The sequence below is a fragment of the Luteibacter sp. genome (assembly GCF_009912395.1).
GTDB lineage: Bacteria > Pseudomonadota > Gammaproteobacteria > Xanthomonadales > Rhodanobacteraceae > Luteibacter.
The window spans coordinates 1-19,374 of the sequence record NZ_WNDO01000045.1; the positions used below are offsets into that span (position 1 = coordinate 1).

The 19,374-nt window shown below is 63.1% G+C and carries 20 protein-coding genes and 2 pseudogenes; 15 read left to right on the forward strand and 7 right to left on the reverse strand.

Annotated elements, in window-relative coordinates; genetic code table 11:
• Positions 1 to 227: 227 nt before the first annotated feature.
• From GAK28_RS24090 to GAK28_RS24155, 14 genes are all read left to right on the forward strand, one after another.
• Entirely contained in the window at positions 228 to 608 is a 381-nt protein-coding gene (locus GAK28_RS24090) for a PD-(D/E)XK nuclease family protein (RefSeq protein ID WP_291785293.1), read from the forward strand.
• A complete protein-coding gene (locus GAK28_RS24095) occupies positions 595 to 879 on the forward strand; it encodes a hypothetical protein (protein WP_291785295.1) in 285 nt (94 codons plus the stop codon). Before GAK28_RS24090 ends, GAK28_RS24095 begins: the two co-directional genes overlap by 14 nt.
• A 13-nt stretch (positions 880 to 892) precedes the next feature.
• Entirely contained in the window at positions 893 to 1,933 is a 1,041-nt protein-coding gene (locus tag GAK28_RS24100; protein WP_291785298.1) for a hypothetical protein, read from the forward strand.
• Positions 1,930 to 2,127: a hypothetical protein gene (locus tag GAK28_RS24105; protein WP_291785300.1), complete on the forward strand. Its 198-nt coding sequence runs from the start codon at positions 1,930 to 1,932 to the stop codon at positions 2,125 to 2,127. Before GAK28_RS24100 ends, GAK28_RS24105 begins: the two co-directional genes overlap by 4 nt.
• 15 nt (positions 2,128 to 2,142) lie before the next feature.
• Entirely contained in the window at positions 2,143 to 2,880 is a 738-nt protein-coding gene (locus tag GAK28_RS24110; RefSeq protein ID WP_291785302.1) for a ribosome modulation factor, read from the forward strand.
• Entirely contained in the window at positions 2,877 to 3,476 is a 600-nt protein-coding gene (locus GAK28_RS24115) for an ATP-binding protein (protein ID WP_291785304.1), read from the forward strand. Before GAK28_RS24110 ends, GAK28_RS24115 begins: the two co-directional genes overlap by 4 nt.
• Positions 3,477 to 3,671: 195 nt before the next feature.
• A complete protein-coding gene (locus GAK28_RS24120) occupies positions 3,672 to 4,559 on the forward strand; it encodes a hypothetical protein (protein ID WP_291785306.1) in 888 nt (295 codons plus the stop codon).
• Positions 4,560 to 4,592: 33 nt separating this feature from the next.
• On the forward strand, positions 4,593 to 5,267 hold the full coding sequence (locus GAK28_RS24125) for a 3'-5' exonuclease (protein ID WP_291785308.1): 675 nt from the start codon (positions 4,593 to 4,595) through the stop codon (positions 5,265 to 5,267).
• Complete coding sequence (locus GAK28_RS24130) at positions 5,264 to 5,440, forward strand: hypothetical protein (protein WP_291785310.1); 177 nt, start codon at positions 5,264 to 5,266, stop codon at positions 5,438 to 5,440. The genes GAK28_RS24125 and GAK28_RS24130 overlap by 4 nt, the downstream gene beginning before the upstream one ends.
• 43 nt (positions 5,441 to 5,483) lie before the next feature.
• Positions 5,484 to 5,744, forward strand: a complete 261-nt coding sequence (locus GAK28_RS24135) for a DUF4406 domain-containing protein (RefSeq protein ID WP_291785312.1) — start codon at positions 5,484 to 5,486, stop codon at positions 5,742 to 5,744.
• Positions 5,738 to 5,935: a hypothetical protein gene (locus tag GAK28_RS24140; protein ID WP_291785314.1), complete on the forward strand. Its 198-nt coding sequence runs from the start codon at positions 5,738 to 5,740 to the stop codon at positions 5,933 to 5,935. Before GAK28_RS24135 ends, GAK28_RS24140 begins: the two co-directional genes overlap by 7 nt.
• A 17-nt stretch (positions 5,936 to 5,952) precedes the next feature.
• Positions 5,953 to 6,102 (forward strand): hypothetical protein, encoded by a 150-nt coding sequence (locus tag GAK28_RS24145; RefSeq protein WP_291785317.1) that lies wholly within the window; start codon positions 5,953 to 5,955, stop codon positions 6,100 to 6,102.
• 250 nt (positions 6,103 to 6,352) lie between these two features.
• Positions 6,353 to 7,594, forward strand: coding sequence for a DNA cytosine methyltransferase (locus GAK28_RS24150; RefSeq protein ID WP_291785319.1), 1,242 nt, complete (start codon positions 6,353 to 6,355; stop codon positions 7,592 to 7,594).
• Complete coding sequence (locus GAK28_RS24155) at positions 7,591 to 7,821, forward strand: AlpA family phage regulatory protein (protein ID WP_291785321.1); 231 nt, start codon at positions 7,591 to 7,593, stop codon at positions 7,819 to 7,821. The genes GAK28_RS24150 and GAK28_RS24155 overlap by 4 nt, the downstream gene beginning before the upstream one ends.
• Here the strand turns inward: GAK28_RS24155 and GAK28_RS24160 are convergent.
• The 7 genes and pseudogenes from GAK28_RS24160 to GAK28_RS24190 all read right to left on the reverse strand — a co-directional run bounded on the left by GAK28_RS24160 (position 7,796) and on the right by GAK28_RS24190 (position 18,061).
• Positions 7,796 to 9,021 (reverse strand): annotated as a pseudogene (locus GAK28_RS24160) (tyrosine-type recombinase/integrase). The gene GAK28_RS24155 and the pseudogene GAK28_RS24160 sit on opposite strands and share 26 nt — an antisense overlap.
• A 326-nt stretch (positions 9,022 to 9,347) precedes the next feature.
• Positions 9,348 to 9,980, reverse strand: a complete 633-nt coding sequence (locus GAK28_RS24165) for a group II intron maturase-specific domain-containing protein (RefSeq protein WP_291785324.1) — start codon at positions 9,978 to 9,980, stop codon at positions 9,348 to 9,350.
• Complete coding sequence (locus GAK28_RS24170) at positions 9,980 to 10,381, reverse strand: reverse transcriptase domain-containing protein (RefSeq protein WP_291785326.1); 402 nt, start codon at positions 10,379 to 10,381, stop codon at positions 9,980 to 9,982. Before GAK28_RS24170 ends, GAK28_RS24165 begins: the two co-directional genes overlap by 1 nt.
• A gap of 867 nt (positions 10,382 to 11,248) precedes the next feature.
• Positions 11,249 to 12,502: an MFS family transporter gene (locus tag GAK28_RS24175; RefSeq protein ID WP_291785328.1), complete on the reverse strand. Its 1,254-nt coding sequence runs from the start codon at positions 12,500 to 12,502 to the stop codon at positions 11,249 to 11,251.
• Between the two features lie 566 nt (positions 12,503 to 13,068).
• A complete protein-coding gene (locus tag GAK28_RS24180) occupies positions 13,069 to 14,604 on the reverse strand; it encodes a SpoVR family protein (RefSeq protein ID WP_291785330.1) in 1,536 nt (511 codons plus the stop codon).
• A 156-nt stretch (positions 14,605 to 14,760) separates the two neighbouring features.
• Positions 14,761 to 16,023, reverse strand: a complete 1,263-nt coding sequence (locus GAK28_RS24185; protein WP_291785333.1) for a YeaH/YhbH family protein — start codon at positions 16,021 to 16,023, stop codon at positions 14,761 to 14,763.
• Positions 16,024 to 16,138: 115 nt separating this feature from the next.
• Positions 16,139 to 18,061, reverse strand: coding sequence for a PrkA family serine protein kinase (locus GAK28_RS24190; RefSeq protein ID WP_291785336.1), 1,923 nt, complete (start codon positions 18,059 to 18,061; stop codon positions 16,139 to 16,141).
• A 523-nt stretch (positions 18,062 to 18,584) separates the two neighbouring features.
• Here GAK28_RS24190 and GAK28_RS24195 point away from each other — a divergent pair.
• A pseudogene (locus GAK28_RS24195) lies at positions 18,585 to 19,374 on the forward strand (IS3 family transposase); the annotation flags it as partial.

Sequence of the window (19,374 nt, forward strand, 5' to 3'; positions counted from 1 at the left end):
GCAGCAACTGGGCTTGCTCGGCAAGGCCCGCGCGCAGCGCTTCGTGCTCTTGTTTACCAACAACACGACACTCAGCATCAGCACGACGGTTCGGTTTCTTGGTAGGCTTCATTTCGGCGGTTCTCCTGTTCGGGAGGTTGGTCCTGGAAACCCGATTCTCTCGGATTCCTACGGGAACCGCCGCCTTCAACCTTCAACTACGTTTGGGACACCGCCCCAGCACCGCCGTGTACGACCAGTCCAAGATCGACGGCACCGGCATCACCATTGACGAAGCCGCTGCCGCCGTCGTGGACACCATCCGCCGCCCTGACGAGGACGTGGTGTTGGAGGACGACACGCCGCAGGACGCCGAGAAGATCGCGCTATCGCTGCACACCAAGTACTGCCAGATCATCGCCCCGCAGGAGAACTACAAGGCGGTCGAGATTCAGTGCGAACGCCTCGAAATCAGCGACCTCGGCCTGATCCTCACCGGCACCACCGACCGGGTGCGCGAGACCTCCGAAGGCTTGGCGATCTGCGACCTGAAAACCGGCAAGGCCGCCGTCGGCTCCGATGGCAACGTCAAGACCGCCGGGCACTCCTACCAAGATGGGCGTCTATGAACTGCTGGCCGAACACGCCAGCGGTGTGCCCATCAACGCACCGGCGCAAATCATCGGCATGAACACGGCCACGACGCCCGCATCGCAGCGCGTCGGCATCGGCGAGATCGCCGTAGCGCGCGCCGTGCTCCTGGGCGACGGCGAGTCGCCCGGCATCCTCGAGTACGCCGCCAAGATCATTCACGCGGGCACGTTTTGGGGCAACCCCAAATCGATGATGTGCCACGAGCGTTACTGCGCCGCTTTCCCCACCTGCAAGTTCCGTAAATAAGGAGTCCCCAACCATGAACGCCCCCGCGCAACAAACCACGCTCGCCAACATGCGCCAGCAACCGCAGCAAGAGCAGCACGCCATCGTCAGCATGGGCTTCCGCAACGAACAGTCCTTCGCGCTGATGCAGCGTGCCGCCAAGCTGCTGTCCAGTTCCACCCTCGTGCCTGCGGCCTACCGCCCCTGGGACGAAAAGAAGGGCGACAACCCCAACGCCCTCGCCAACTGCGTCGTGTCGTTGAACATGGCGCAGCGCATGGGCGCTGACCCGCTGATGGTGATGCAAAACCTCTACATCGTGGAAGGCCGCCCCTCGTGGTCGTCGCAGTGGATCATCGCCGCCATCAACGGCTGCGGGCGCTTCTCGCCCCTGCGCTTCGACCTGAAAGACCTCGGCCCCAAGGAGGTCGAGTACGAAGTGACCAAGTGGGTGGATCGCCAGCGCGTCACCTCCAAGCACAAGGCCACCGTGCAGAACCTCGAATGCGTCGCCTGGGCAATCGAGAAGGAACCCGGCGCACGCATCGACAGCCCCAAGGTGTCCGTCGAAATGGCCGTCAAGGAAGGCTGGTACGGCAAGAGCGGCAGCAAATGGCAGACCATGCCCGAAGTGATGCTGCGTTACCGCACAGCCAGCTTCTTCGGCAAGCTCTACGCCCCCGAACTGCTGATGGGCTTGCAGTCCGCCGAAGAGGTGCACGACATCATCGACGTGAACCCCGACGGTTCGGTCGCCAGCGTCACCACCGAAACGATGCGCAGCACCGCCCGCGAAGTTCGCACCGCCGAGGTCGTCCGACCCGAGCAACCTGCGGCGACTCCTGCCCCCGCGCAAGCCCAGGCCGTCGATCAAGAAACCGGCGAGATCAAGGGCACGGCCACTGCGGCACCCGAAGCGCAGCAGCAAGGCGGCGTCGATCAGGGCTGGCAGCCGACCGCCGAGGAACTGGCCGAAATCCAAGCCCGCGAATTGGCAGAGGCCAACGGCCAGCAGACCACGCAAACCCACACCCGCCGTGAGCGTGCCTTCACCGGCGGCATGGAGTGCCCGTGAGCGAGCGCGTTCAAGACCTCTACGACGAAAAGGAGTTCGAGGGACTGCTTGAGAGCGCCCGCATGAATGCCGCGAACGATTGGGAAGAGTCGTTCGTGGCGGACATGAAGCCCCGATACGACCAGTTCGGGCGGCGCATGTACATCAGCGAAGCCCAACAGACCACCCTCGAACGCATAGCCAACGACGACTGAAAAGGAACCAACACCATGACAACCGACAACCACAACGAAAACGTGAAGGCCATCTTGAACATGACCTCCGCGACGGTGGGCAAAGACCTGCTGTCAGCCTTGGTGCTCGAAATGAAGATGCTGCCCTCCGTATGGGCAAAGCTGTCCAAGGCCAAGCAAGACGACGTAATCGACCGCCTGCGCAATCGTGTGGAAACCAACGTCAAGATGGCCGTGCACTTGATTGCCAGCGAGGGCCGCACCGTCGTGGCCGGTGACCTCGACCAAATCACCATCAAGGACGGCGTGAAGGCCGTCGTCAAATTCGGCAGTTCCGCCCCCAACCTGCACGAACTCTACGAAGCCAGCGGCAAGGCCGTGCTGGTGGTGGTCGCCAACCCCGCACAGCACACCGGCGGCATGGATGAAATCAAGGGCGAGTCCGATCAGCGTGCGATGGACTTGGGTCACGAGTACGACCCGAACGGCGACGGCAAGGGCATGGAAGGCACCGGTGGCGAAGACGGCAACGTGATCGACGCAGAAGTGATCGCCATCGAGCACAAGCCGCTCGACTCCGAATTGCAGCAGGCCCGCGACGATGGCTATCAGGCCGCCAGCGAGGGCAAGCAGCAAGACGCCTGCCCGGTGATGAAGGGCGAGTTGTGCATCCAGTGGATCGTCGGCTGGAAGGCATGGCAGCAAGAGAACAACACCGAATGGTGGCAGACGCACGGCGATGACGGCGACGACCTGGGCGGGGAGGCAGCATGAAACTCACCGGCCTGAGCGTTCAGAACTTCCTCGGTGCTCGCGCCGTGGAAGTCCAACTGACCAAACCCGTGACGCTGTTCGCGGGCAAGAACGGCGCGGGCAAGTCCAGCCTGCAAGAAGCCATCCGCATGGCGCTCACCGGCGAAGCGGTGCGCGTCGGCCTGAAAAAGGACTACGGCCAACTGATCACCGAGGGTGCTGAATCTGGCTTCGCCGAAGTCGAGATCGACGGCACCGTCCGCGCCTTCGTCACCCCGCCCGATGGCAAGACCACGCCGCTGACCGAGTACGTGCCGCCGACGGCGCTGCCCTACGTGCTGGATGCGCAGCGGTTCGCCAAGCTGGAGCCGAACGAGCGCCGCGCCTTCCTGTTCGGCCTCATGGGGCTGTCTGCCGGTGGTGCCGAGGTCAAGAAGCGCATGCAGGCGAAGGGCTGCAACGACCAGAAGGTCGAGTCCATCATGCCGATGCTGCGCTCCGGCTTTGACGCTGCCCACAAGGAAGCCCAGGCCAAGGCCCGCGACGAGAAAGCCCGCGTGGCGCACCATCACCGGCGAGACCTACGGCGACAAGAAGGCCGCATCGTGGGCTGCTGAAAAGCCCGCGTTCGATGCCGGTGCGCTGGCCGATCTGCAACAGCGTCTCGCCGCGACCGACGCAGGGCTGGCCGCCGCCAATCAGCGCATGGGCGCATTGCAGGCCGACCACAAGCGCCACGCCGAAGCCGCGCAGCGGCTGGCCGACCTGCGCGAGAAAGCCAGCCGGTACACGCCCGCGTCGCCGACAAGCTGGTGCGGGACGAGGCCGAACTCAAGGAGTGGGAGGCCAAGGTCTCGGTGCTGAAAGGCTCGGCACACTCGCAGAACGCGCTGCCGTGCCCCGACTGCGGCACCATGCTCGTGCTCAAGGATGGCGTGCTGGTGCATGCTGCACCGCTGGCAAAGGGCACAGAGGACGATCTTGCCCGGCTGCCCGAGTACGAAAAAGCCTTGCACCTGCTGCAAAGCGCGGTCGCCAACGACAAGCGCGATCTGGCCGAAGCCGACGCAGCCGCCAAGGCCATCGCCGAACTGGAAGCCGCCGTCGGCAGCGCCCCGGACGAAGCCGAGATCCATGCCGCCCGCAAGCATCTGGACGACCTCAAAGCCGAGCGCAGCGACATCACCGCAAAGCTGACCGGGCAGCAAGACGCAGAACGGCAGGCCAAGCAAGCCGACGAGCGCGCCACGAAGGCGCTGGCCGCGCACGAATCGGTGCTGGCGTGGATCGCCATCGCCGACGCGCTGGCACCGGACGGGATCCCCGGCGAAATGCTGGCCGAGGCGCTGACCCCGCTGAATGAGCCACTGACCGACGCCGCCGAAATCTCGGAATGGGCAGACGTAACCGTGACGCGAGACATGCAGGTTCTGGCCGGTGGCCGCCCCTACGCCCTCCTGTCGGAGTCCGAGAAGTGGCGTGCCGACGCGATGCTGGCAGAGGCCCATTACCCACCTCTCCAAGATCAAGGTGCTGGTGCTCGACCGCCTCGACGTGCTCGACCTGAAAGGCCGCGAAGACCTGATCGCGTGGCTGGACATCCTCGCCCAGGACGGCGAGATCAACACCGCCCTGATCTTCGGCACGCTCAAGGCGCTGCCCCCGACCTTGCCCCAAACCATCGCCGCCCACTGGCTTGAAAACGGTGTCGTGGCCCAACTCAAGGAAGCGGCATGAAAGCCCTGATTTTCGACACCGAGACCACCGGCATCAACGAACCGGCAATCATCGAGGCGGCATGGGTTGAGGTCAATGACCCCTTCACGCTGGCCGTGATGGACGAGTTCGAGCAACGCTACAACCCCGGCAAGGCCATCGAACTCGGCGCACTGGCGACGCACCACATCCTTGACGAGGAACTGACAGACAGCCCGCCCGCGTCCGAGTTCAGCCTTCCGCCGGGCACCGAGTACATCATCGGCCACAACGTGGACTACGACTGGAAGGTGATCGGCGAACCGCCCGTCAAGCGTATCTGCACGCTGGCGCTTTCCCGGTCGCTGTTTCCCGACGTGGATTCGCACACCCAGTCGGCCATGCTCTACCTGTTCGAGCGCGACAGCGCCCGCAGCCTGCTGCAACGCGCTCACTCGGCCAAGCACGACGTGATGAACTGCCGCATCGTGCTCGACTACCTGCTAACCAAGATGGGCGACATCACCCAGGCGACGACGTGGGAAGAGTTGTGGCAGCGGTCGGAGCAGGCACGCATCCCCAAGGTGATGACGTTCGGCAAGCACAAGGGCACGGCGATCAAAGACGTGCCGTCGGATTACAAACGCTGGCTGCTCAACCAGCCGGACGTTGATCCGTACCTCGTCAAGGCACTGCGCGGGGTGGTAGCATGAAGATTTTGATGTGCCCCATCAAGGGCGAGTACTGGTGGATTTTCCCGCCCACCATCCTCGCCGCCCGCATCCGGGCCATGTTCTCGAACGAGCGCCTGGGCGTCATTTGGATTCGCCCGCTGACGGCCAGCGAGGTCGAGCAGGTGCTCAAGCTGAAAGGTGCCACAGCATGAAGCGCATCTATCTCAGCGGCCCCATGACCGGCCTGCCCGAACTGTGAACTTCCCGGCCTTCAATGCCGAGGCCGCACGCCTGCTGGCGCTCGGTTTCGAGGTGGTCAATCCCGCCGACTTGAACCCGGAGCCGGACACCGGCTGGCACGAGTGCATGCGCAACGACCTGAAAGCTCTGCTCGACTGCGACGCGCTGGCGCTGCTGGACGGCTGGCAGCAGTCAGCCGGTGCCCGCCTTGAAATGCACGTCGCCCACCGCGTCGGCATAGAGATCGTCATCGCCGAGGAGGTGGTCGCATGCTGACACCTCAATTCATCCTGCCCCTGCACTCCGAACTGGTCGTGGATCTGTTCGCGGGCGGTGGTGGCGCATCAACCGGCATCGGGCAGGCCATCGGTCGCGCCGTGGACGTGGCCATCAACCACGACCCGGAAGCGATCAGCCTGCACCAGGCGAACCACCCGCAGACCATGCACTACTGCTCGGATGTTTAGAGGTCGATCCGGTCGCAGTGACGCATGGCCGCCCGGTCGGTTTGCTGTGGGCTTCGCCAGATTGCAAGCATTTCAGCAAGGCCAAGGGCGGCAAGCCGGTCAGCAAGAAAATCCGCAGCCTCGCATGGGTGGTGGTCAAGTGGGCGAAGGCCGTGCCCCCCGCGTGATCTGCCTCGAAAACGTCGAGGAATGCCGGCTCTCTTGAAATTTGAGTGGGTGAAAAGGGCCGCCGGGGTACGAAAACCTACGTCGCAAAACGGTATCTTCCCGCCCCTAGCCCCGCCCCAAGGCGGGGAAGTCCTCGCCGCCGGACTGGCTCGTGGGCCAGGCGGCGCAAGGCTTTGCCTGGCCCGAGCCCTCAAGCGTGCGGTAGATTTCTCCGCATCAAGGGTTCGCTGCGCCGGGCTTCGCCCGCCCTTGACCCGGAAAAATCCACCCACTCGAAATTCAAGAGAGGCGGAATTCCAGACCTGGGGGCCGCTTGGTGCCGATCAAAAGCCATGCCCGAACCGCAAAGGTGAAACCTTCCAGAAGTGGGTCGAAAGCCTGCGCAACCTTGGCTACAAGGTCGAATGGAAGGAACTGCGGGCCTGCGACTATGGGGCGCCGACGATTCGCAAGCGACTGTTTCTGGTTGCGCGTCGTGACGGCCTGCCGATTGAATGGCCTGCTGCCGCCCACGGCGACCCGAAGCGTGCCGAAACCAAGGCGCGAGGCTTGAAGCCGTGGCGAACTGCCGCCGAGTGCATCGATTGGACGCTCCCCACACCGAGCATTTTTGAACGCGACCGCCCCCTCGCCGATGCCACGCTGCGCCGGATCGCTCGCGGGATTGTGAAGTACGTGATCGAGGCACAGGAGCCGTTCATCGTCAGCTTGGCGCATGGCGAGGAATCGCCTTCTGGTGTGAAGCGATGGGGTAGCGGCGTCCGAAGCATGCGCAACCCGTTGCAGACTGTTCTGGCCGGTGGAAATGGTGCGGCGCTGTGCGTGCCCATCGTTTCCATCTACTACGGGCACAAGACTGACCAGGGCGAGGCCCGTGGGTCATCCCTTGAGGAACCCGATCAAGACACAGACGACGGAAAAAACCGGCATGCATTGGTGTCGGCATTCTTGGCAAAGCACTACGGCGGCGTGATCGGTACCGACTTGGGCAAGCCCATCAGCACCGTCACGTCGGTCGATCACCATTCACTTGTCAGCGTGTTCCTGACCGAGCATGCCAACGCATCGAATCAGCGAAACATGGGTGTCACCGAGCCGATGCGCACGCAGTGCGCCCAGGTCAAGGGCGGGCACTTCGCAGCGGTCGCCGCGCTGCTGGTGAAGTATATACTACGGCAACGAACGCGACGGGTTGAACTGTCCGCCCCGATGCACACCATCCCAACCCGCGACCGCTTCGGGCTGGTGACGGTGCAGATTGGCGGGGAACCCTACGTCATCACGGACATCGGCATGCGAATGCTCCAGCCGCACGAGCTTTACGCGGCACAGGGCTTCCCGGCCAACTATCGAATCGACAAGCGTGCCAACGGCAAGCCGCTGACGAAAACGGCACAGGTGCGGATGTGCGGCAACAGCGTCTGCCCGCCAATGGCGCGGCTGTTGGTTGAAGCTAACTACGCAATTCACGAACGGAGGAAAGCAGCATGACCACGAAAACACTGATCAACCGCAAGAGACTGCTCTCGATGATCCCGCTGTCGGAGCGCACCATCTTCAACATGGAGCAGCGGGGGGAGTTCCCGCGCCGCATCGCGCTCACCAGCCGGAACGTGGCCTGGGACTTGGAAGAGGTCGAGGCGTGGATTGAGGCCCGCAAGTCGTCGGGCACTCAGGCCACGCGCCCCGGTTTCATGCCGATGGCCGTGGCCGCTTGAGCGCCCACTCGTCAATCATGTCCGCCCAATCCTGCAACATGGCCGTGCGCTGCTCCCGGTACTCGGCCTTGTTGTACACCGCCCTGACGCCCTTCTGTTCGTGGGCGAGGCACTTCTCAATCCAGTCGGTGTTGTACCCGGCTTCATGCAACAAGGTGCTGGCCGTTCGGCGCAGATCGTGCGGCCCGAACTTCGCCAGCGCCTTGCCTTCCTTCTGCGCCAGCCTGTAGGTCACCTGTAGGTCAGCGTCAGCACCTGATTCAGCGTCTCGCGCTGCTCATGGGCGTGTCTGAGTCTTACCGCGACGGCAGCACGTAATCCGAACCACCCGCGAAGGTTTTCAGGGCGATGAAGATGCCCAGCGCCTGCCTGGACAAATAGACGTTGTTGTGCGGGTTGCGCCGCTTCATCCGCTCCTTCGGGATCGTCCAAACCGCCTCGGTGAAATTCACCTCTCCCCACATCGCGTTCGTCAGTTCGCTCTTGCGCACCATCGTCAGCAGCAGCAACTTGGCCGCCGCCCGGATGGATGGCGTCGTGCCGATGCGCTCCATGTACTGGTACATCAGCGCGATCTCGTCGGGTGTCAGCGCCCCGTCACGCGGCTCGAACTTGGCAATGGTGGTCGGCCTGACCATTTCCGCCTGGTTCTCGACCTTCTGGCCGCGCTCAATCGCCCACCGGAACACCTGCATGACCACCGCGCGCACGTGCACCGCCGTGGCCGGTGCGCCGCGCTCCACGATGGCATCGGTCAAGGTGCGCAGGTCTTCGTGGGTGATCTCGGCAAGCTTCTGGTTGCCGAACTTGGGCTTCAACTCGCGCTCATAGACCGAGCGCCGCATGTCCGCGGGTGGAGTCGGCCATCTGGTAGCCGCGCAGCCACTTGTCCACCCAGGCACCGAACGTCTCGGCATCCTTCACGCGGGCTTTGTCCCGTGCCTTCTCCTTGGCCGGGGACTTCCCGGCGGCGATCATCTTCTTGGCCTCGCCCAACTGCTCGCGGGCTTCCGACAGGGTGATGCCCCCGACGCCGTAGCGCCCGAAGGTGATGGTCTCCTGCCTGCCGTTGATCGAGTAGTTGTAGCGGAACGAGATCGCCCCGGCAGGCGTGACGGCCCCATAGAGACCGTCGCGGTCGTTCACTTTGTACAGCTTGTCCTGCGGCTTGAGGTTCCGCAACTTGGTATCGGTCAGCATGGTCTCCGTTCTTTTCAGGTTCGCAATACCATGTTCGGAAAGTCCGCTCGTTTCGCCTCTCTAGCCCTTGTAACTCAACGGTTTGTGCGATTTCAATTCAATACCATGAACCGCCGGAAAGTCGTGGCATGGTATCGAGCGCCGGTCATGGCATCAATCCAAATAATACCATTTGCCATGCCATAAAAAAACCGTGCTTGGGGGGGCGTCGTGTTGCCAGCCGATGCCGAACGTAAAATCGGGATAGGGGCAGGCCTCGCGGCCCGACCCCTCCCACACCACCGTGCGTACGGGTCCGTACACGGCGGTTCAGATCGGTTGACCGGCTATGTGCGTAACGATGGAAGACCGAGGGAGCCGAGATAGCGATTGGTGAGCGCGCGTTGCAGAGCGGGACTGTTGCTCAGCCGCCATGCATCGTGTGGGGAGCCGACCGTTTGGGCGGCCAGATTCCGGTCGACACCGCGTGCTGTCAGTTCCCTGAAGCGGTTGGGGCTAGTCCCCCACTGTTTCCAGAACACGCAGCGAATACGGCGGCGCACCCACTCATCCAGCCGCTGTAGCGTACTGGGCGTCTCGCAAAAGCCGAAGTAACCGCGCCACCCTGTAAGATAGCGTTTCAGCCGCTCCATCAACTGTTCGATGCTGATCCCTCGTGTGCGTTGCGTTAGCTCCCGGATTCGTTCCTTGAACCGAAGAAGTGCCTTGGGCGCGATGCGCCGTTTGACGTGTCCACGGGTAAGGAAGGTGAATCCGAGAAACTTCCGCGTGTGAGGTTCGGCCACCGCGCTCTTCGCCTCGTTGACCTTCAACTTGAGCTTGTCGGTGAGGAAGGCTTTCAGCCCCGCCATCACCCGCTGACCCGCGCGTTCGCTGCGTACGTAGACGTTACAATCGTCGGCGTACCTCACGAAACGCAACCTGCGTCGCTCAAGTGCCCGGTCGAGATCGTCGAGCATCAGATTGGATAACAACGGTGATAGGGGACACCGCCCTGGGGCGTACCCTCGTCCGTTGCACCAACCAGCCCGTTCTCCAGTACGCCCGCCGTCAGGAAGGGACGGATCAGCTTCAATATCCGTTTGTCGCTGACCCGTTTTGCCACCCGGCTCATCAGAATATCGTGGCTCACGCGATCGAAGAATTGTTCGAGGTCCAAGTCTACAACCCAGCGATGTCCCGCCTGAATGTAGCCTTGCGCGCGCTCCACTGCCTGATGCGCCGAGCGTCCCGGGCGGAAGCCGTAACTGGCATTCCGAGAACGTCGGGTCCCACTGCCTTTGCAACACCTGCAAGACCGCCTGCTGGACAAATCGATCAAGCGCAGAAGGAATGCCGAGCTTGCGCACGCCACCGCCATCAGGCTTGGGTATCTGACCCGTCTCACCGGTTGGGGCTTGTACGTGCTGTTGAGCAGCGTGTCCCTTATCGACGGCCAATGCTCACGCAGGTACGCCGGTAGTGCCTGAACCGTCTGCCGTCCACGCCCGGCGCGCCCTTGTTCGCCTTCACGCGTTTCAACGCCTGTCGCAGGTTTCCCCGCTCGAAGACTTCCTCCATCAGTCGGTCACAAGCCGACGGGCTTTCAGGTTCGGGGTTCGCCTCCATAGGTCCGTCGCCAAGGACGCGTTGCGTTTTCTGCTGCGCTCCCATGTCGAGTTCTCCGGCTTACTCGCCGCTCCTCTCCGTTTGGGCCTTCCAGCGTTGCCGCTGTACTATGCCCGCTGCTGACTCCTGCACGATGGTCAACGGCCCTTGCGAACCGTTCGGTCCTGATTACAGCACACCGCACAGGCCTCCCGAGGTAAGCTCAACCGCCTTCGCCACACGCCTGCCAGATCTACCACCCCGGACCTTGATGGCTATGGACTTCGCGATCATCGGCTCGCTCGTCCGCCCGGGCAGGCCTCATATCTGATTTCTGTTCGTCAGGTCGTGTTTGCTACACGCTTCCTTCAGACCCCGCCTCACGACGACGCCCTTGCGTTTGGCTAGCCCTTCACCACCATCAGGTTGGGCAGGGGACTCGCACCCCCAAGCTGTTGCGCATGCTCGGCGCACCGAAAAAAGCCCGCCGTGAAGGCGGGCGCAAATCCCAGTCAAGGAGGGGTCACACGAACTACGGGTTCAGATTAAGCGGCCCGCTTCGTGTCGACAACCAAGCATTTCCGATAACGTTATCGCGCGCGCCGCTAAGAACATGGCGCGCCGCGCGTCGCCGCCTCGCTCAGGGTTCGTTGCGCAGATAGCCTTCCTTGGCCGGCTCGCGCATGAAGAACGACACGGCCAGCGAGATCGCGCACAGCACCGTCACGTACCAGTAGAACGCCGATTCGGTGCCGGCCTGCTTGAACCACAGCGCCACGTATTCGACCGACCCGCCGAACACCGCGTTGGCCACCGCATACGACAGCCCCACGCCCATCGCGCGCACCTCGGGCGGGAACATCTCCGCCTTGATCAAGCCGCTGATCGACGTGTAGAAGCTGACGATGGCCAGCGCGATCGTGACCAGCACGAACGCCGTCACCGGGCTCGACGTGTTGGCGATCGCATGCATCAGCGGCACCGTGCCGATCACCGACAACGCGCCGAAGAACAGCATCGAGGTGCGCCGGCCGATCCGGCCCGACAGCGCGCCGAACACCGGTTGCAGCAGAATGTAGACGAGCAGCGCGGCCGTCATCACGTTGCTGGCCGTCTTGGCGTTCATGCCGCTCGTGTTGACGAGGTACTTCTGCATGTACGTGGTGAACGTGTAGAAGATCAGCGAGCCGCCGGCGGTGAAGCCCACTACCGTGAAGAACGCGCGGCCGTGATACTTCAGCACGCCGCGCATGGTGCCCGCGCCGCGCGCCTGACGCGATGCGCTGGTGGAGGTTTCGTCGAGCGACTTGCGCAGCCAGAGCGAGATCAGCGCGGCGCAGGCGCCCACCACGAACGGAATGCGCCAGCCCCAGGCGCGCAGGTCCTCGGTGCTCAGCAACTGCTGCAGGAGCACGAGCACGAGCAGCGCGCAGAGCTGGCCGCCGATCAGCGTCACGTCCTGGAACGACGCGAAGAAGCCGCGCCGCCCCTTCAGCGCGACCTCGCTCATGTAGGTCGCGCTGGTGCCGTACTCGCCGCCCACCGACAAGCCCTGGAACAGCCGCGCCAGCAGCAGCACGATCGGCGCGAGCGCGCCGATCTGCTCGTAGGTCGGCACCGCGGCGATCACCAGCGAGCCGCCGCACATCATCAGCACGGAGATCATCATCGCGCTGCGCCGGCCGCGCCGGTCGGCGATGCGACCGAACAGCCAGCCTCCGATCGGTCGCATCAGGAAGCCGACCGAGAACACGCCGGTCGTGTTCAACAACTGCGTGGTGGGGTTGCCGCTCGGAAAGAACGCGTGCGCGAAGTACAGCGAACAGAACGAATAGACGTAGAAGTCGAACCACTCGACGAGATTGCCCGAAGACGCGCCGACGATCGCGAGCACGCGACGGCGAGTGTCGTGCGGGTCCGATCTCGGCCTGGGCGTGGAGGTCGGTCATGAGAGGGTGTTTCCTGTTATGTCGGCTGGGATGCCGGGCGGCGGATCGGTCGTTCCGGCTTTCGGGCCCGGGTTGCGCGGGCAGCGTGCGGGTAGCGCACCGCGCGGCAATTCTATCGAAATGAAAGGTGCCTCTCTTGAATTTCGAGTGGGTGGATTTTTCCGGGTCAAGGGCGGGCGAAGCCCGGCGCAGCGAACCCTTGATGCGGAGAAATCTACGAGCACGCTTGAGGCCTCGGGCCAGGCAAAGCCTTGCGCCGCCTGGCCCCCGAGCCCGTCCGGCGGCGAGGACTTCCCCGCCTTGGGGCGGGGCTAGGGGTGGGAAGATACCGTTTTGCGACGTAGGTTTTCGTACCCCGGCGGCCCTTTTCCCCCACTCAAATTTCAAGAGAGCCTGAAAGGTTTATTGCCTTCCGGGCTCGCCCTGATGGCGCATGTGCCGTCGCCAGCCCCAAAACGGCGCGGCCGGCAACGCTGCATGCGTTGCCGGCCGCGCGCCGACCTGCCGGACCTCAACCGCTCAGACGCGCCCCCTCGGGCGGCTTGGCGCGGCACTCGTAGCGCTTGCGCACGGTGCCCGATTCGTCGACGCTCTCCAGGAACACGTCGAACTGCCAGAGCCGCGCCATGTGCTTGAGCACTTCGTCGCTGTCGCTCGACAGGTGGCGGTTGTCGGTCATGAAGTGACGCAGCGTGAGACTGCGGTCGCCGCGCGTGTTGACGGCCCACACCTGGATGTTCGGCTCGCGGTGATGGATGTCGTACTGCCGCGACAGCGCCTGCCGCACGTACTGATAGCCGCTGTCGTCGTGAATCGCCGACACTTCGAGCGAATCGCGCATGTCGTCGTCGAGCACCGAGAACAGCCGCATCTCGCGGATCAGGTGCGGCGACAGATACTGCGCGATGAAGCTCTCGTCCTTGAAGTTGCGCATCGCGTAATGCAGCGCGGGTAGCCACGGCGTGCCGGCCAGTTGCGGGAACCAGCGGCGATCCTCGTCGGTCGGGTTCTCGCAGATGCGCCGGATGTCGCTCATCATCGAAAAACCGAGCGCATACGGGTTGATCCCGCTGTAGTACTGCTTCGTGACGGGCGGCTGATAGATCACGTTGCTGTGCGAATGGAGGAACTCCATCATGAAGCCGTCGGTCAGCTTGCCCTGCTGATACATCGTGTTCAGCAGCGTGTAATGCCAGAACGTGGCCCAGCCTTCGTTCATGACCTGCGTCTGCCGCTGCGGATAGAAATACTGGCCGACCTTGCGGACGATCCGGATCACCTCGCGCTCCCACGGCTCCAGCAGCGGCGCATTCTTCTCGGCGAAATACAGCAGGTTTTCCTGCGGCTCGGGCGGATAGCGGCCCTCCCCCTCCTCGTCGACCGCTTCCGGCTTGTGGCCCGGCAGCGTGCGCCACAGCTCGTTGACCTGCGACTGCAGATAGGCCTCGCGCTCGCGCCGCAGCGCCGCTTCCTTCGACAGCGACGGCTTCTGCGGGCGCTTGTAGCGGTCGACGCCGTAATTCATCAGCGCGTGGCACGAATCGAGCAGTTCCTCCACGCGATCGATGCCGTGCCGCTCCTCGCATTCGGCCACGTAGTTCTTCGCGTAGACGAGGTAATCGATGATCGCGTGCGCGTCGGTCCACAGGCGGAACAGGTAGTTGCCCTTGAAGAACGAGTTGTGCCCGTACGCGGCGTGCGCGATCACGAGCGCCTGCATCGTCAGCGTGTTCTCCTCCATCAGGTAGGCGATGCAGGGGTTCGAGTTGATGACGATTTCGTAGGCGAGGCCCATCTGCCCGCGACGGTAGCTCTTCTCGGTCGACAGGAAGTGCTTGCCGAACGACCAGTGCCGGTAGTTGACGGGCATACCGACCGACGCGTAGGCGTCCATCATCTGCTCGGCGCTGATCAGCTCGAGCTGGATCGGATAGATGTCGAGTTCGTACTGCTCGGCCACCTGCGCGATGTGCGTGTCGTATTCCCCGATCAACTCGAAGGTCCAGTCCGACGGACAGGGCAGCGGCGTGCGATCGGCGGCATTCATGCGCGCCTCCTTGTGCCCGTTCTCGGGCGAAGCGGGGCGTGGCGACGCGGCATGCAGCGCGCGCGCGTCGGCCCGGTTCGCGGGGGCGTCGCCCCCCTCGCCGCGCGACGGGGAGCCGCGCGTGTCGTTGTCCGGTTCGCGTGTCGTCATAAGGCGTCAGGCTTCCACATGCTTTTCGAACAGTTCGCGGAACACCGGATAGATGTCCGCGACCGATTCCACCTTCTTCATCGCCATGTGCGGCTGCGACAGCGCAAGCTGCGCATATTCGAGCCAGAGGTTCTGCTCCTCGGGCGCGACCTGGATGTAGGCGAAATAGCGGGCCTTGGTCAGGATGTCGGCTTCCAGGATCTTGCGGCACTTCGGCGAATCGTCGGTCCAGTTGTCGCCGTCGGACGCCTGCGCGCCGTAGATGTTCCACTCGGTCGGCGAATAGCGCTCGTCCATCACCTTGCGCATCAGCTCCAGCGCGCTCGACACCACCGTGCCGCCGCTTTCCGTCGAGTGGAAGAACGTGTCCTCGTCCACCTCCTCGGCACGCGTGTGATGGCGGATGAACACCACCTCGATGCGCTCGTAGTTCCGCTTCAGGAACAGGTACAGCAGGATGAAGAAGCGCTTCGAGAGATCCTTGCGCTGCTCGTCCATCGAGCCGGATACGTCCATCAGGCAGAACATCACGGCCTGGCTCGACGGCTGCGGCTGCTTCACGCGGTTCACGTAGCGCAGGTCGAACGGATCGATGAACGGGATTCGCCAGATGCGCCCGCGCAGCTGATGGATCTGCTCCTCGAGCGCGGCGATCTCGACGCGCCGGTCGGCCGGATCGTCCTTCATCGTTTCGAGTTCGGCCTCCAGATCGCGCAGCTCGCGTGCGAGCGGCGAGCCGAGCGCGATGCGCCGCCCGAGCGCGCTGCGCAGCGAGCTCACCACGTCGATGTTGTTCGGCGTGCCTTCCGCGGCCCAGCCGGCGCGTGCGCTCTTCCAGCTCGGCACGGTCAGCAGGTGCGTCTTGACGAGCCGCGGCAGCTCGAGATCCTCGAAGAAATACTGCATGAACTCGTCTCGGCTCAGCTCGAATACGAAGTCGTCCTGACCTTCTCCCTCGTTGCTGGCCTGGCTGCCGCCGCCCGAACCGCCCTGAGGACGCGCGATCTTGTCGCCGCGAACGTAATCGGCGTTACCCGGATGGACCATCTCGCGACGGCCGCCGGGCGCGTGACGAAACGCCGGCTCCGCGATGTCCTTGCGCGGAATCGTGATGCTCTTGGTGGTGTTGATGTCCTTGATGCTACGGTCGCGCACGGCGTCCGACACCGCGCGACGAATGTAGTTCTTGACGCGACGCAGAAAGCGTTCGCGGTTAGCAATGCTCTTGTTCTTGCCGGCAAGCCTGCGGTCGATGATTTGATGAAGCACTCCCGGTCTCCCGCTCGAAAGTCGATACGCCGGGACGTGCCGCACTATCCGCCGTGCGGCGCGCCACTCAGGGTGCCCGGCGCGGCGCGACCGCGAGGGCGGTGCAGCGTGCGGATCATGAGGACTTGCGCACGCGCAGATACCAGTCGCACAGGAGCCGTACCTGCTTCGGCGTGTAGCCCTTGGCGACCATCCGGTTCACGAAGTCCTCGTGCTTGCGTTGCTCCTCGGCCGAACCCTTGGCATTGAACGAGATCACCGGCAGCAGTTCCTCGGTGTTCGAGAACATCTTCTTCTCGATCACCACGCGCAGCTTTTCGTAGATGACCCACGCGGGGTTCTTGCCGCCGTTGGCCGCACGCGCCCGCAACACGAAGTTCACGATCTCGTTGCGGTAATCCTTCGGATTGCTGATGCCCGCCGGCTTCTCGATCTTCTCCAGCTCGGCGTTCAGCGCCGCGCGGTCGAAGCTCTCGCCGGTGTCGTGATCGCGGAACTCCTGATCCTGAATCCAGAAATCCGCGTACGTGACATAGCGATCGAAGATGTTCTGGCCATACTCCGAATACGACTCGAGGTAGGCCGTCTGGATCTCCTTGCCGATGAATTCCGCATACCGCGAGGCCAGCAGATCCTTCACGAACGACAGATACTTCTGCTCGGTTTCGGGCGGGAACTGCTCGCGTTCGATCTGCTGTTCGAGCACGTACATCAGGTGCACCGGATTGGCCGCCACTTCCGAGGTGTCGAAGTTGAACACGCGCGACATGATCTTGAACGCGAAGCGCGTCGAGACCCCCGTCATGCCCTCGTCGACGCCAGCGTAGTCGCGGTACTCCTGATACGACTTCGCCTTCGGATCGGTGTCCTTCAGGTTCTCGCCGTCGTACACCTGCATCTTCGAGAACAGGCTGGAGTTTTCCGGCTCGTGCAGACGCGTGAGCGCGGCAAACTGCGCCATCATCTTCAGCGTGCCGGGCGCGCACACCGCTTCGGCCAGCGAGGAATTGCGGATCAGCTTCTCGTAGATCTTGATTTCCTCGGACACGCGCAGGCAGTACGGCACCTTCACGACGAAGATCCGGTCGAGCAAGGCTTCGTTGTTCTTGTTGTTGCGGAAGGCCTTCCATTCCGACTCGTTCGAGTGCGCGAGGATCACGCCGTCGAACGGAATCGCGCCGAACCCTTCGGTGCCCTTGAAGTTGCCTTCCTGAGTGGCCGTCAACAACGGGTGCAGCACCTTGATCGGCGCCTTGAACATTTCGACGAATTCCAGCAGGCCCTGGTTGGCGAGACAGAGGCCGCCCGAGTAGCTGTAGGCGTCGGCATCGTCCTGCGCGAACTGCTCGAGCTTGCGGATGTCGACCTTGCCGACCAGCGATGAGATGTCCTGATTGTTCTCGTCGCCCGGCTCCGTCTTCGCGATACCGATCTGGCGCAGTACCGACGGGTAGCGTCGCACCACGCGGAACTGACGGATATCGCCGTTGTACTCGTGCAGCCGCTTGACGGCCCACGGGCTCAGGATGCCCTTCATATAGCGGCGCGGAATGCCGTATTGCTCTTCGAGAATCGGGCCGTCTTCGTCGTAGTCGAACAGCCCGAGCGGCGATTCGTTGACGGGCGAACCCTTGATCGCATAGAACGGCACGCGTTCGGCCAGCTGCTTCAGACGCTCGGCGATCGACGACTTGCCGCCGCCCACCGGGCCGAGCAGATAGAGAATCTGCTTCTTCTCCTCGAGGCCTTGCGCGGAGTGACGGAAGTACGCCACCACCTGCTCGATCACCTCTTCCATTCCGTAGAACTCACGAAATGCGGGATAGACCTTGATGACCTTGTTGGCGAAGATTCGCGACATGCGCGGATCGTTTCGCGTATCGACCTGCTCCGGTTCCCCGATGGCTGCCAACATGCGTTCGCCTGCCGTGGCGTACGCCTGCGGATCGTTCTTGCAGAGCGCGAGATACTCCTCGAGCGAGAGCTCTTCCTCCCGAGTTTTCTCGAAGCGGTTCGCGAAGCTGCTGTAAATATCCATGCTACCTCCTCGCCTGTGTCTGAAGACGATCTTGCATTCGCAAGGGTCACGTCGAAGCAGGACCGTTCAATTTCATCCTAAACCCATTTTCTTTTTTTTTCACGAACAAACTTCAGTCGGAACGTTGTCGCCGGGCACTCAGAAAAACCCCGCTTGGACTGCGTATTTTTGCTGCCATACAATGTCTTCCCCGAAGTTTGCAACGCGACGCACGCATCCTCTCCTGTTGCATCGAATCGTCTCCTGCACCGGATGCGTTTTCCCCTCTTTCCTCTACGTAAGACGCCGCCTGACGGATGACGCGACGTTCGCATTCGTTACAATTTTTTGCGATCGCGCCCGTCGTTTCGAAGCTTCGTCGGCTTGCCGCGCGATAAGTTCAATGCAGGCGAACAGCGCAACGATGCGAGGAACGTTTTCGGCATGTCGATGCATGTCGTGAAAACATATCCCGACCCACCGCGTCAGAATAGTTGTCGCCCGGATAGGATCTGGAAATCCGGGGGTGCTATGAGGACGAGAAGTGGCAAAGTACAGACAGGCATTCAAGGACAAGGTGGTTGCAAGGTTGTTGCCGCCGGAGAGCGCGCCAGTTGAAGATGTCGCGCAGGAAACACGTGTGAGCGTAAGGACGCTGGAGCGGTGGCGCAGTGAGTCGCTGTCCAGCCCCGCCCGCGAGCGGGGCTGGACAGCGGCATCGCGACTGGACGCGGTGCTCACCACCGCCGCGCTGGACGAGGCATCGCGCAACGCCTGGTGTCGCGAGAACGGCGTGTATCCGCAGGAGCTTGCCGCATGGCGGGAAGCGGCCACGCAGGCGCTGGCAGACCCGGAAGACGTGCGCGCCACGCCGCAGCAAACGAAAGCGGATCGCCGCCGGATCAAGGAGCTCGAACGGGAGGTTCGACGCAAGGACAAAGCGCTCGCCGAGACGACAGCGTTGCTGGTGCTGTCAAAAAAACTCGAGGCGATCTTCCCCAAGGGCGAGGACGCATGATCGGACTGGAAGATCGCCAGATGACTGCCCGAAACATAGAAGCGGCTCATGAGGCTGGTGCGCGCCTGCGTCTGGCTTGCGAGACCGCCGGCATTGACGTACGGACCCTGCAACGTTGGAAGGCCCAGGATGGGCTGCAAACGGGCGATCGTCGACCGCAGGCTGTTCATCCCGAGCCAGCGCACGCGTTGACCGAGCAGGAGCGTCAGGCCGTGCTCGCGGTCGCCAACGAACCGCGCTTTGCCGGTATGCCGCCCGCGCGAATCGTGCCGGCGCTGGCCGACGAAGGCGTCTACCTGGCGAGCGAATCGACCTT